10 protein-coding genes are annotated in these 12,795 nt (G+C 70.8%); 8 read left to right on the forward strand and 2 right to left on the reverse strand.

Annotation, left to right across the window (positions count from 1 at the left end; translation table 11 throughout):
• Positions 1-183 precede the first annotated feature (183 nt).
• From AB0316_RS16740 to AB0316_RS16770, 7 genes are all read left to right on the forward strand, one after another.
• Positions 184-2,442, forward strand: coding sequence for a DEAD/DEAH box helicase (locus tag AB0316_RS16740; protein ID WP_366274177.1), 2,259 nt, complete (start codon positions 184-186; stop codon positions 2,440-2,442).
• Between the two features lie 28 nt (positions 2,443-2,470).
• On the forward strand, positions 2,471-3,031 hold the full coding sequence (locus AB0316_RS16745; protein WP_366274178.1) for a YqgE/AlgH family protein: 561 nt from the start codon (positions 2,471-2,473) through the stop codon (positions 3,029-3,031).
• A 2-nt stretch (positions 3,032-3,033) separates the two neighbouring features.
• Positions 3,034-3,885 (forward strand): aspartate/glutamate racemase family protein, encoded by an 852-nt coding sequence (locus AB0316_RS16750; RefSeq protein ID WP_366274179.1) that lies wholly within the window; start codon positions 3,034-3,036, stop codon positions 3,883-3,885.
• Positions 3,882-4,205: a DUF3039 domain-containing protein gene (locus AB0316_RS16755; RefSeq protein ID WP_366274180.1), complete on the forward strand. Its 324-nt coding sequence runs from the start codon at positions 3,882-3,884 to the stop codon at positions 4,203-4,205. Before AB0316_RS16750 ends, AB0316_RS16755 begins: the two co-directional genes overlap by 4 nt.
• A 146-nt stretch (positions 4,206-4,351) precedes the next feature.
• Entirely contained in the window at positions 4,352-5,341 is a 990-nt protein-coding gene (locus AB0316_RS16760; protein WP_366274181.1) for a zinc metalloprotease, read from the forward strand.
• Between the two features lie 123 nt (positions 5,342-5,464).
• Positions 5,465-7,225: a DEAD/DEAH box helicase gene (locus AB0316_RS16765; protein WP_366274182.1), complete on the forward strand. Its 1,761-nt coding sequence runs from the start codon at positions 5,465-5,467 to the stop codon at positions 7,223-7,225.
• Positions 7,226-7,300: 75 nt separating this feature from the next.
• A complete protein-coding gene (locus AB0316_RS16770) occupies positions 7,301-9,148 on the forward strand; it encodes a 5'-nucleotidase C-terminal domain-containing protein (protein ID WP_366274183.1) in 1,848 nt (615 codons plus the stop codon).
• 382 nt (positions 9,149-9,530) lie between these two features.
• Here AB0316_RS16770 and AB0316_RS16775 read toward each other — a convergent pair whose 3' ends face one another.
• Positions 9,531-10,841 carry an alpha-amylase family glycosyl hydrolase gene (locus AB0316_RS16775; protein ID WP_366274184.1) on the reverse strand — a complete coding sequence of 437 codons (1,311 nt, stop codon included), beginning with the start codon at positions 10,839-10,841 and terminating at the stop codon, positions 9,531-9,533.
• A complete protein-coding gene (locus tag AB0316_RS16780) occupies positions 10,838-11,368 on the reverse strand; it encodes an Lrp/AsnC family transcriptional regulator (RefSeq protein WP_366274185.1) in 531 nt (176 codons plus the stop codon). Before AB0316_RS16780 ends, AB0316_RS16775 begins: the two co-directional genes overlap by 4 nt.
• Positions 11,369-11,475: 107 nt before the next feature.
• Between AB0316_RS16780 and hppD the strand changes: the two genes are divergently transcribed.
• A complete protein-coding gene (gene hppD, locus AB0316_RS16785; RefSeq protein ID WP_366274186.1) occupies positions 11,476-12,708 on the forward strand; it encodes a 4-hydroxyphenylpyruvate dioxygenase in 1,233 nt (410 codons plus the stop codon).
• Positions 12,709-12,795: the final 87 nt, after the last annotated feature.

The following is a 12,795-nucleotide window of genomic DNA, read 5'->3' on the forward strand; positions in this document are numbered from 1 at the left end:
TCGCGCCAGACGGCGCGGCCCGACACCGACGCGGAGCGGATCCGAACACCGGACGGCACAGATGCCGGGCACCGGTACGCGTGGGCGCAGAACGTTGCTGCGCCTGAGGCTCGTCTGCATGGTCGTGGTGTGACTCACGGCTCGAGACGAAGTCTGCTCGAGTCAAAGAGAGTTGAATACGCAATGCCCAAGCACACCTCCTCCGGCGCGCCCAAGAAGGCCCGCTGGTCCACCGAGAAGAAGGCCGCCGCAGCCAAGAAGCCCCACCGCGGGCAGGGCCCGGCCGGCTCGTTCTCCGGTCCCAAGAGCTCACGCCCGGCCTCGGCCGGTTCCTCGCACGTCGGTGGCCGTTCGTACGACCGCCGGGACGACCGCGGTGACCGTGGCTTCCAGCGTCGCGACGACCGCCCGCCGTTCGAGCGTCGGGATGACCGTGGAGACCGTGGTTTCCAGCGTCGGGACGACCGCGGCGACCGGGGTTTCCAGCGTCGCGATGACCGTCCGTCGTTCGACCGCCGTGACGATCGTGGAGACCGGGGTTTCCAGCGTCGGGACGACCGCGGTGACCGGGGTTTCCAGCGTCGCGACGACCGTCCGTCGTTCGACCGCCGTGACGACCGCGGTGACCGGGGTTTCCAGCGTCGCGACGACCGTCCGTCGTTCGACCGCCGTGACGACCGCGGTGACCGCGGCTACCAGCGTCGCGACGACCGTCCCTCGTTCGAGCGTCGGGACGACCGCGGCGACCGGGGTTTCCAGCGTCGGGACGACCGCGGCGACCGGGGTTTCCAGCGTCGGGACGACCGCGGCGACCGTGGCTTCCAGCGTCGGGACGACCGTCCGTCCTTCGAACGTCGTGACGACCGCGGGGACCGTGGCTTCCAGCGCCGCGATGACCGTCCGTCGTTCGACCGCCGGGACCGCGGTGACCGCTTCGCCGAGCCGGCTCCCGTGAGCTTCGAGGACGCCGAGGCCGAGCGCATGGACGCCGACACGTGGACCAAGGCGACGCGCAAGCCCGTGTCCGACGGTCCCGTCGAGGTCGCCGCCGACAACGGCTTCGCCGCCCTTGGCCTGCCGGAGCGGCTAGTCGAGCGCTTGGCCCGCGACGGCATCACGACGCCGTTCCCGATCCAGGCTGCGACGATCCCCGACGCGCTCGCCGGCCGCGACGTCCTCGGCCGGGGCCAGACCGGCTCCGGCAAGACGCTCGCCTTCGGCCTGCCGCTCATCGCGCGCCTGCTCGAGGCAGACCTCAAGCGTCGCCCGCGCAAGCCGCACGCCCTGATCCTGACCCCGACGCGTGAGCTCGCGATGCAGATCTCCGACGCGCTCGAGCCGCTCGTGCACGTCGCCGGCCTGCGCCACAAGCTCGTAGCCGGTGGCCTCAGCTACACGACGCAGATCACCGCCCTCAACAAGGGCATCGACATCCTCATCGCGACCCCGGGTCGCCTCAACGACCTGCTCGAGCGGGGCGCGGTCGAGATGGACGACATCGCGATCACCGTGCTCGACGAGGCCGACCACATGGCCGAGATGGGCTTCATGGCCGAGATCACGACGAGCCTCGACACGATCCCCGCCGACGGCCAGCGACTGCTGTTCTCGGCGACGCTCGACCGCGGCATCGACGACCTCGTGGCGAAGTACCTGACAGACCCGGTCGTGCACTCCACCGACGACGCGACCGCGTCGGTCGAGACGATGGAGCACCACGTCCTGCTCATCGACCCGCAGCACAAGAAGGTCATCACGGCCGAGGTCGCCAACCGCGAGGGGCGCACCGTCGTCTTCTGCCGCACCAAGCTCGGCGCCGACCGCATCGCGCTGCAGCTGCGCGAGCAGGGCGTGATGGCAGCGGCGCTGCACGGTGGCCTGAACCAGGGCCAGCGCAACCGCGTGCTCGGCGCCTTCCGTGACGGCACCCTCCCCGTGCTCGTCGCGACCGACGTCGCCGCCCGCGGCATCCACGTCGACGACGTCTCGGTCGTCCTGCAGGTCGACCCGCCGGCCGACCACAAGGACTACCTGCACCGCTCCGGCCGCACCGCCCGCGCGGGTGACAAGGGCACGGTCGTGACCCTCGCCCTGCCGCACCAGCGCCGCACCATGGAGCGCCAGCTCAAGGACGCCGGCCTCGACATCTCGCCGGTCCGGGCCACGCCCGGCGACGCGATCATCGCGGCCACCGGCGCGACGACGCCCAGTGGCGTCGCCATCGCCGAGGAGGACTTCCAGCGCCTCATCGCCGGCCCGAAGCAGCACCGACGCGGTCCGGCCGGGCCCCGCGGTCCGCGCCAGGGCCAGCGTGGCGGCTTCCGCCCGCACCACGGCGGGCCGCGCGACGAGCGCCGCGGCCGCCGCGGCGAGCGTGGTGACGGCCTCGTCAGCCGCTGGGGCGACGACGAGCGTGGCGGTCGCCGCGGCGCACGCTTCTGAGACGTTCCGGTGTGGAAGGCTTGGGCCCGTGAGCCCGACCTTCCACACCGGCCGTCTGCTGGTCGCCACGCCCTCGGTCGGGGGTGACGTCTTCCACCGGTCGGTCATCCTCGTGCTGCACCACGACGACGGGGGAGCGCAGGGCGTCGTGCTCAACAAGCCGCTGTCGGCCGAGGTGGACTCGGTGCTCCCGGGCTGGCAGCGTGTCGTCACCGCGCCGCACGTCATCTTCCAGGGCGGGCCGGTCTCCACGTCCTCGGCGCTCGGCCTCGTGACCGTGCCGGGCGAGGAGCCCGAGCCGCTGGGGGTCAAGCGTCTCTTCGGCTCGATCGGCCTGGTCGACCTCGACGCACCGACGCCCGTCGTCGCTGCCGAGCTCGCCGGCCTGCGGATCTTCGCCGGCTACTCCGGGTGGGAGTCTGGGCAGCTCGAGGGCGAGATCCTCCGCGGGGACTGGTACGTCGTCGACGCCGAGGTGCGCGACGCCTTCACGCCCCACCCCGACGGCCTCTGGCGCGAGGTGCTGCGTCGCCAGCGCGACAGCCTCGCCTACGTCGCGAACTTTCCCGACGACCCGTCGATGAACTGAGCATGAGCACCTTGGACAGCGCCGGCCGCGTGGCCGAGGAGAACCCCGACGTCTTCCGTTCGACGAGGCGAGTTGCCTTCGTCGACAGCGGGCTCGGGCTCCTCGGGTATGCCGACGCCCTGCACACGATGCGTCCCGACCTCGGTCTCGTGCTGGCGTTCGACCCGGACAACATGCCGTACGGCCCCCGCACCCCGGTCGAGGTGCAGCGCCTCATCCTGGCCTCCGCCCGGGCGACCCTCCCGTTCGCCCCGGACGCCATCGTCGTGGCCTGCAACACGGCCTCGGTGCACGGCCTCGAGGCGCTGCGCGCAGAGCTCGAGCCGGCCGTTCCGGTCATCGGCACCGTGCCGGCCATCCGCCCGGCCGCCGTCGCCGGCGGGCCGGTCGCGGTGTGGGCGACGGCCGCGACGACCTCCAGCGACTACCTGCGGGGGCTCGTCGACGCCTTCGCCTCCGACGTCGAGACGCACGCGGTGGCGGCGCTCGGTCTCGCGGAGGCCATCGAGGCGGGCGACGAGGGCGCGATCGCGGCGTGCATCGAGTATGCCGCCGGGCAGACCCCCGCCGGCGTGCGCTCTCTCGTGCTCGGCTGCACCCACTACGGGCTCGTGGCCGAGCGCATCGTGGCTGCGCTCGGCGAGGACGTGACCGTCTTCGACTCGCCGGTCGCCGTCGCGCGGCAGACCCTGCGCCGCATCGGGCTGTCCGCCGATCCCACCGCTCCCGAGGCGGGAGTCGACGGGGTGCTGCTCAGTGGCCGACCGGGCGCCCTGCCGGCCTCCTGGGGCGCCTTCCCTGCGGGCCGGCGGCTCCTTCGGCGGGCGGCAGGGCGGCATACACTCTCGTCATGAGCACGATGCCTCCCGACCCCTTCGAGCCCGACCCGTTCGAGCCCCAGCCGCTGCGCGGCACGAGCACGGCGACGATCGAGCGCGAGGAGGTCCGCGAGGAGCTTCAGGAGCCGGGCGACCACGAGCGCTTCTCGCACTACGTCCGCAAGGAGAAGATCCTCGAGAGCGCCCTGTCGGGCGAGCCGGTCGTGGCCCTGTGCGGCAAGATCTGGGTCCCCGGGCGTGACCCGCAGAAGTTCCCGGTCTGCCCGGTGTGCAAGGAGATCTACGACGGACTGCGCGACCCGCAGGACGGCGGCGACGGGGACGGCGACGCCTGACCGGTTCGTCCACCGAAGGGTGGGATGTCCGGCGTTCCTGACAGTTTCTTTAACCGGCCAGGGCTGCGCCCCTGACTGAGGTATACCTACAGTCGCTGGGATCGACGTTCGTGCCGGGGCGTCGAGCCGCACCAGGAAGGCCCTTCATGAAGCTCCGCTCGCTGACGCTCGTCGCTCCGCTCGCGCTCGCCGCGGCCGCGCTCGGCGCTCCCGCCCATGCCTCGCCGGCAGTCGACGGACACGCCGCTCCCTCGTGCCTCGACCCGGCCTCGGTCGGCGCCGTGGGGGCGCGTGGCACCCACGCCGCCTCCAAGGACCCGCACCAGCTCTCCGACGCGCAGGTGCGCGCGAACGAGGCGGCCCTGACCCGCACCCTGGCAGCGAAGGGGCTGGGCCGCGACCGCTCCGGGCGGCTCGTCAAGGTCGCTCCGAGCACCCAGAGCTCGTGGCGGCTCGTGCAGCGCAGCCGTTCGGCCGCGTTCGTCCCCGCGACGGTCAAGGTCTACTTCCACACCATCACCGACGGGACGCGTGGCGCGGTGAGTGCCGGCGCCATCGACAGCCAGCTCACCGTGCTCAACAAGGCCTACTCCGGCACCGGCCTCAGTTTCACGCTGGCCGGCGTCGACTCGACCGACAACCCGTCGTGGTACACCGTCACGCCCGGGTCGGCGGCCGAGAAGAGCATGAAGAAGGCTCTGCGCAAGGGCACCATGGCCGACCTCAACCTCTACTCGGCCAACATCGGGCAGGGCCTGCTGGGCTGGGCGACCTTCCCGAAGAGCAGCTACGACGTGATGGACGGCGTGGTGGTCCTCACCGGCTCGCTGCCCGGTGGCAGCGCGACGCACTACAACGAGGGCGACACCGCCACCCACGAGGTGGGGCACTGGGTCGGGCTGTACCACACCTTCCAGGGCGGCTGCCGGGGCAACGGCGACTACGTCGACGACACCCCCGCTGAGGCGAGCGCCGCGTACCAGTGCCCGACCGGCCGCGACACGTGCGCGAGCCCCGGCCTCGACCCGATCCACAACTACATGGACTACACCTACGACTCCTGCATGAACAGCTTCACGAGCGGCCAGGTGGCGCGCATGCAGGCCCAGTGGGCGGCCTACCGGGCCGGGCGCTGAGCCACCGCCCACGATGCCGTGGTCGCACCCGCGACCGGGCGGCATACCACCTCCTCGAGGGCCCCGTCGAAAGGCGGGGCCCTCGGCATGTCGGTCGGGAGGAACCGTTACCGTGGTCGCTCTATGAGTGCCGGCGCCGCGTTCCACCTCCCACCCGCCTTCCCGGAGCGGGCGGCCTGGGGTACCGCCAGCAAGCTGCGTGCGTGGCAGCAGGAAGCCCTCGACCTCTACCTCGCCAAGGGGCCACGCGACTTCCTCGCCGTCGCCACCCCGGGGGCGGGCAAGACGACGTACGCGCTGCGCGTCGCCACCGAGCTGCTGAGCGCCGGCATCGTGCACCGCGTCACCGTCGTGGCGCCGACGGAGCACCTCAAGACCCAGTGGGCCGACGCCGCAGCCCGCGTCGGCATCAGCCTCGACCCGAAGTTCAGCAACAGCGTCGGCCGGCACAGCGACGACTACCACGGTGTCGCCGTGACCTACGCCCAGGTGGCCTCCCGTCCGTCGCTGCACAGGGAGCTGACGACGTCGCGGCCGACGCTCGTCATCCTCGACGAGATCCACCACGGCGGCGACAGCAAGAGCTGGGGTGACGGCATCCGCGAGGCGTTCGAGCCGGCCACCCGCCGCCTGTCGCTGACCGGTACGCCGTTCCGCTCCGACACCTCGCCGATCCCGTTCGTCACCTACGAGCTCGACGCCGAGGGCACCCTCGTCAGCTCGAGCGACTACACGTACGGCTACGCCGAGGCGCTGCGCGACGGCGTCGTGCGCCCGGTCCTCTTCATGGCCTACGGCGGCAGCATGCGCTGGCGCACCAAGGCCGGCGACGAGCTCGAGGCGCGCCTCGGTGAGCCGATGACCAAGGACTTCGTCGCCCACGCGTGGCGCACCGCCCTCGACCCCAAGGGGGAGTGGATCCCCGCCGTCCTGGCCGCCGCCGACCGGCGCCTCACCGAGGTGCGCCGGCACGTCGAGGACGCCGGGGGGCTCGTCATCGCGTCCAACCAGACGCAGGCGAGGGCGTATGCCGCCATCCTCCGACAGCTGACCGGCGAGGCCCCCACGGTCGTGCTCTCCGACGACCTCGGCGCAAGCAAGCGCATCGAGGACTTCGGGGCCAGCGACGAGCGCTGGATGGTCGCCGTGCGCATGGTGTCCGAGGGCGTCGACGTGCCGCGCCTGGCGGTGGGCGTCTACGCGACGTCCACCTCGACGCCGCTCTTCTTCGCCCAGGCCGTGGGGCGCTTCGTGCGCGCGCGTCGGCGCGGAGAGACGGCCTCGGTTTTCCTGCCCTCGGTGCCAGTCGTGCTCGACCACGCATCGCGCCTCGAGGAGCAGCGCGACCACGCCCTCGACCGCAAGCCCAACCCCGAGGACATCGGGCAGATGTGGGCCGAGGAGCAGGCGCTCATCGACGACGCCAACCGCGCCGACAAGGCGAGCGGCGCCCTCGACGAGGGCCGGTTCGAGGCCCTCGAGTCCGACGCGCACTTCGACCACGTGCTCTTCGACAAGCAGCAGTGGGGCATGCACGCCCAGGTCGGCTCCGAGGACGAGGAGGAGTACCTCGGCCTGCCCGGGCTGCTCGAGCCCGACCAGGTCTCCGCGCTGCTGCGCGAACGCCAGAGCCGACAGGTCAAGAAGGCCCCGAAGGGTGCCGAGGCACCGATGCCGGTCGCCGCGCACCGGGCCCTCGCGGCCCAGCGCAAGGAGCTCAACAAGCTCGTCTCGACCTACGCCCGGCAGAAGGGCCTCCCGCACGCCAACGTCCACATGGACCTGCGGCGCGTGTGTGGCGGGCCCGACCTCGCTGCCGCCTCGTCCGAGCAGGTCACCCAGCGCATCGACAAGATCCGGCTCTGGCTCGTCGGCCGCCGCTGAGCGTTCCCCGGGGTTTGCGAAAGCGACCCGTTCTGTCCCCATTCGTGTCGGTTCGGGCCGCTAGGGTCATGCGCCATGACGAACGACTCCACCCCTGAGTTCCTCTCCTCGGCGACCACCCGTCGCCAGCTGCTCGCCATGGCCGCCGTGGGCGGCGCCGGCATCGCGACCGTGGCGGCGGCCTCTCCCTCCGCAGCGGCCGGTTCGGGCGCCGGCGGCGGCACCAACGGCGAGGTCGTGACCCTCACCGTTCTGGGCACCACCGACCTGCACGGCAACGTCTTCAACTGGGACTACTTCAACAACGTCGAGTACGACGACAAGGCGCACAACGACATCGGTCTGGCCAAGGCGTCCTCGATCATCAAGATGCGCCGCGCCGAGCTCGGCGCCGCCTCGACGCTGACCCTCGACGCCGGCGACACCATCCAGGGCACGCCGCTCGCGTACTACTACGCCAAGATCGACCCGATCACCGGCGGGGCCACCCACCCGATGGCGGCCGCGATGAACCAGGTGGGCTACGACGCCGCGGCGTTGGGCAACCACGAGTTCAACTACGGCATCGACACACTGCGGGCCTTCGAGAAGCAGCTGAACTTCCCGCTGCTCTCGGCCAACACCGTCGACTGGAGCACCGGCGCCCCGGCCTTCAAGCCGTGGATCATCAAGACGGTCAAGCTCTCGGGCAGCAAGCCCGTCAAGGTCGGCATCCTCGGCCTCGTCACGCCCGGTGTGGCGATCTGGGACAAGGCCAACGTCGAGGGCAAGCTGAAGTTCCCGGGCATCGTCGAGCAGGCCAAGGTCTTCGTACCGCGCCTGAAGGCCGCCGGCGCCGACGTCGTCATCGTCTCGTGCCACTCCGGCACCAACGGCAAGTCCTCGTGGGGCGACGCGCTGCCCTACGTCGAGAACGCCAGCAAGCTCATGGCCGAGCAGGTCCCCGGCATCGACGCCGTCCTCGTCGGCCACTCGCACGTCGAGGTCATCGACAAGGCCACCAACGCCGAGACCGGCAAGCAGGTCCTGCTCGTCGAGCCCTACTACTGGGGCATGCGCGTCGCCGAGATGACCCTGGGCCTGCAGAAGGTCCGCGGGCAGTGGCAGGTCGTGGAGTCGGCCGGACGGCTCTGGAACGCCAACGCCGTGCCCGAGGACCCCGCCGTGGCCGGTGCGGTCCGGTCCGCGCACCAGAAGGTCCTCGCCTACGTCAACGGCGTCGTCGGCACCTGCACCCAGGCCATGTCGGCCGCCACCTCGCGCTACGAGGACACGCCGGCCATCGACTTCATCAACTACGTCCAGGCCGACGCGGTCAAGAAGGCGCTCGCCGGCACTCCGGAGGGCTCCCTCCCGGTGCTCTCCATCGCGGCGCCCTTCAACAAGCTGGCCGCGATCCCGAAGGGCGAGGTCACCATCCGCGACGTCGCCGGGCTCTACATCTACGACAACACGCTGCTCGGTATCGTCCTGACCGGCGCCGAGGTCAAGGCCTACCTCGAGAAGAGCGCGTCCTACTTCCAGAGCTACTCCGGCACCGGGCCGGTGGCAGCCGACTCGATCACCAACGCCGGCGGCACCCCCGACTACAACTACGACATCATGGGCGGCCTCGACGCCGCTCTGACCTACGACATCGACATCGCCAAGCCGGTGGGCTCACGCATCGTGGGCCTGGCCTACGGCGGTGCACCCGTCGCCGCCGACGCGAGGTTCGTCGTGGCGATCAACAACTACCGCCAGTCGGGCGGCGGTGGTTTCCCGGGCGTCACGACGGCCCCGGTCGTCTACAACCGGCAGATCGAGATCCGCCAGCTGCTCATCGACTGGGCGAGCGCCAACAAGGTCATCGACCCGCCGTCGTTCTCCAGCATCGACTGGCGCCTGGTCAGCAACGGCAGCGCCATCACCGTCACTGCCTGACCCTCAGTCGTCGCGAAGAGCCCACTCGACGTGAGGACGTCGGGTGGGCGCTTTCGCACGGCGGGTGGGCACGCGCGTACGTCGGGTGGGCGCTTTCGCACGGCGGGTGGGCACGCGCGTACGTCGGGTGGGCACGTGGCCGTGTGCGTGGAGGGCGTCCCGTCGTCTGGGACACGACGGGACGCCCGAGCTCTCGTGCCGACCAGGCGGTGGGACGTCGGCGCACGAAAGGCGTACCCGCCGGGACAGGGGAGCACCGACGGGTACGCACCTCCCATCCTGTCGGACCGAGCCACCGCGTGTGAACGCTTTGGGCCGGATCCCTGCGAGGAAATCCTGCTCCGGCACAAAGTGCGGGCCAGAGCGCTGATCGGGCCCTGGCTCAGGTCCCCACGAGCACCTGGTGGCCCCACGCGGGCAGGGTGTACTCCTGCCCCTGCTCGAGCTCGACGGTCTCACCGGTGAAGGCGTCCCGCCACGTGCCGGCCTGGGGCCCGTCGCCGAGCTCGACCGTCTGCTCCTCGGCGCTGAAGTTGAAGGCGCCGAACACCCGGTCGCCGTCGACGGCGCGCACGAAGCTCAGCACCGCCGACTCCGCCGAGTTCGGCACCCGCACCATCCGGCCGCCCGCGGCACCGTTCCACAGCGCCGGGTGCGCCTTCTTCAGGGCGAAGAGCCTTCGATAGAGCTCGCCCTGCTCGTCCTCGCGCCACTCGATCTGGTCCTTGTCGAAGAAGGTGAGCCGCCGGTCGCTGCCGGCCTCCTGGCCGTTGTAGACCAATGGCATTCCCTCGCTGATCACCGACAGCACGATGGACGGCACGAGCGCGTCACCGAACTGCTCGTACTCGGTGCCCTCCCACGCGTTCTTGTCGTGGTTGCTGACGAAGAGCATCCGGTAGGCGTCGCGCTGGTAGAAGCGGTCGTTCCACGCGTAGTAGACCTTCAGCGCCTCGACGTCGGCCTTGCCGTGCGCGATCTTGTGCAGCGTCTCGTTCCAGCTCCAGCCGTACGTCATGTCGAAGGCGCGCACGTGCAGGTCGCGCGACTCCCACTCGGCGAGCAGGAAGACCGGCTTGATCTCGTCGAGCTCCCGCCGGGCGTTGTCCCAGAAGTCCACCGGCACGAAGCCGGCGACGTCGCAGCGGTAGCCGTCGACGCCCACCTCCCGCACCCAGTACGCCATCGCCTCGGTCATCCAGCGGCGCAGGCCGGGGTTGTCGTAGTCGAGGTCGATGATGTCGTCCCAGTCCCACCACGGCGTCGGCCGGAAGTCGCCCTTCCAGTCGCGGGCGTACCACTCGGGGTGCTCGTCGACGAGCACGTTGTCCCAGGCGGTGTGGTTGGCCACCCAGTCGAGGATGACGTGCAGGCCCAGCCCGTGCGCCGTGTCGACGAAGTGGCGAAGGTCCTCGAGCGTGCCGAACTCCGGGTTGACGGCGAGGTAGTCCTTCACGGCATAGGGGCTGCCGAGCACCCCCTTGCGGTTGCGCTCGCCGATCGGGTGCACCGGCATGAGCCACACGATGTCGATGCCGAGGTCGCGGATGCGCGGCAGGTGCGCCTCCGCAGCGCGGAACGTCCCCTCGGGCGTGAAGTGGCGCTGGTTGATCTGGTAGATCGTCGCGCTGCGGCTCCACTCGGGGTGGGTCAGCTCGACGGCAGGCCTGGGCGTGTACGGGTCGGCGGTCACGGCAGGCTCTTACCCGGTGACGTCGACGCCTCGAGCAGGTGCTCGACGAGCGGGACGGTGCGGTGGTCCAGGCGGGTGGCGAGGGAGATGACCGTCGAGGCGCGCGTCACGTGCTCGTCGTCGACGACCTGGTCGATGACCCGCTGCAGGTCCGCGTTGTCGCGCCCGACGATGCGGATCAGCACGTCCCCCGAGCCGGTGATGGTGTGCGCCTCGAGGACTTCCGGGATGGCGGCCAGGTGCTCGACGACGGCGGAGTGGCCGCCGCGACCCTGGCGGATCTCCAGGGTGCAGAAGGCCGTCACCGGGTAGCCGAGGGCCGCCGGGTCGACATCCGGGGCCAGCGAGCGCAGGACCCCGTTGCGCTGGAGCCGGTCGAGCCGGGCCTGCACGGTGCCCCGGGCCACCCCCAGCCGTCGGGAGGCGCCGAGCACGCCGACGCCCGGCTCGGTCAGGAGCAGGAGCAGGATCCGGCAGTCGAGTGCGTCGACCGGTGTGCGGGAGGAGGCGGGCGCAGGGGAAGTCATGGACAGAGTGTCCGGCACAACCCGGCATACGACCAACAGTTTGTGCACTGTGCCCAGCGATGCATGGTGCTCTTGCACACCCGACGGGTGTCCGTCACCCTCGCTCCATGACCGACACCATGCCCTCTGCGGCCACCGACCTCACCGACCAGGAGCGCGAGGCGAACCTCGACCTCGAGCAGCTCAAGCAGCTCGTCGGTCTCGTCGAGTACGACGAGAACACCGACGTCTTCCCCGTCACCGGCTGGGACGCCATCGTCTTCGTCGCGGGCAACGCCACCCAGAGCGCGCACTACTACCAGAGCGCCTGGGGCATGGAGCTCGTCGCCTACTCGGGTCCCGAGAACGGCAACCGCGACCACAAGGCCTTCGTCCTCAAGAGCGGCTCGATCCGCTTCGTCATCAAGGGCGCCGTCGACCCCGACAGCCCCCTCGCCGACCACCACCGCCGGCACGGTGACGGCGTCGTCGACATCGCCCTCGAGGTGCCCGACGTCGACCGGTGCATCGCCCAGGCGAAGAAGGCCGGCGCCACGGTCCTCGAGGAGCCGACCAACCACACCGACGAGCACGGCACCGTCAGTACCGCCGCCATCGCCACCTACGGCGAGACGCGCCACACGCTCGTGCAGCGCCACGTCGACGGGACGACGTATGCCGGCCCGTACCTCCCCGGCTACGTGCCCACCTCCTCCACCTACCAGCGCCGCGAGGGCCAGCCGAAGCGCCTCTTCCAGGCCCTCGACCACATCGTCGGCAACGTCGAGCTCGGCCACATGGACGAGTGGGTCGCCTTCTACAACCGCGTCATGGGCTTCGTGAACATGGCCGAGTTCATCGGCGACGACATCGCCACCGACTACTCCGCCCTGATGAGCAAGGTCGTGGCCAACGGCAACCACCGCGTGAAGTTCCCGCTCAACGAGCCGGCCATCGCGAAGAAGAAGAGCCAGATCGACGAGTACCTCGAGTTCTACCGCGGTGCCGGCGCCCAGCACCTGGCCGTCGCGACGAACGACATCCTCGCGACCGTCGACGCCCTGCGCGCCAACGGCGTGGAGTTCCTCGACACCCCGGACAGCTACTACGAGGACGCCGAGCTGCGCGAGCGCATCGGCAACGTCCGGGTGCCGATCGAGGAGCTGCAGAAGCGCAAGATCCTCGTCGACCGCGACGAGGACGGCTACCTGCTGCAGATCTTCACCAAGCCTCTCGGTGACCGCCCGACGGTCTTCTTCGAGCTCATCGAGCGGCACGGCTCGCTCGGCTTCGGCAAGGGCAACTTCAAGGCGCTCTTCGAGGCCATCGAGCGCGAGCAGGACAAGCGCGGCAACCTGTGAGACGGGGGTGCCCCGCGGTGCGCGCCGACCCCTCGGCGCCACGCGGGGCACCGACGCCCCACACCGCATACGGCGTGGGAGAGTTGG

This window comes from Terrabacter sp. NPDC080008 (genome assembly GCF_040702505.1).
Taxonomy (GTDB): domain Bacteria; phylum Actinomycetota; class Actinomycetes; order Actinomycetales; family Dermatophilaceae; genus Terrabacter.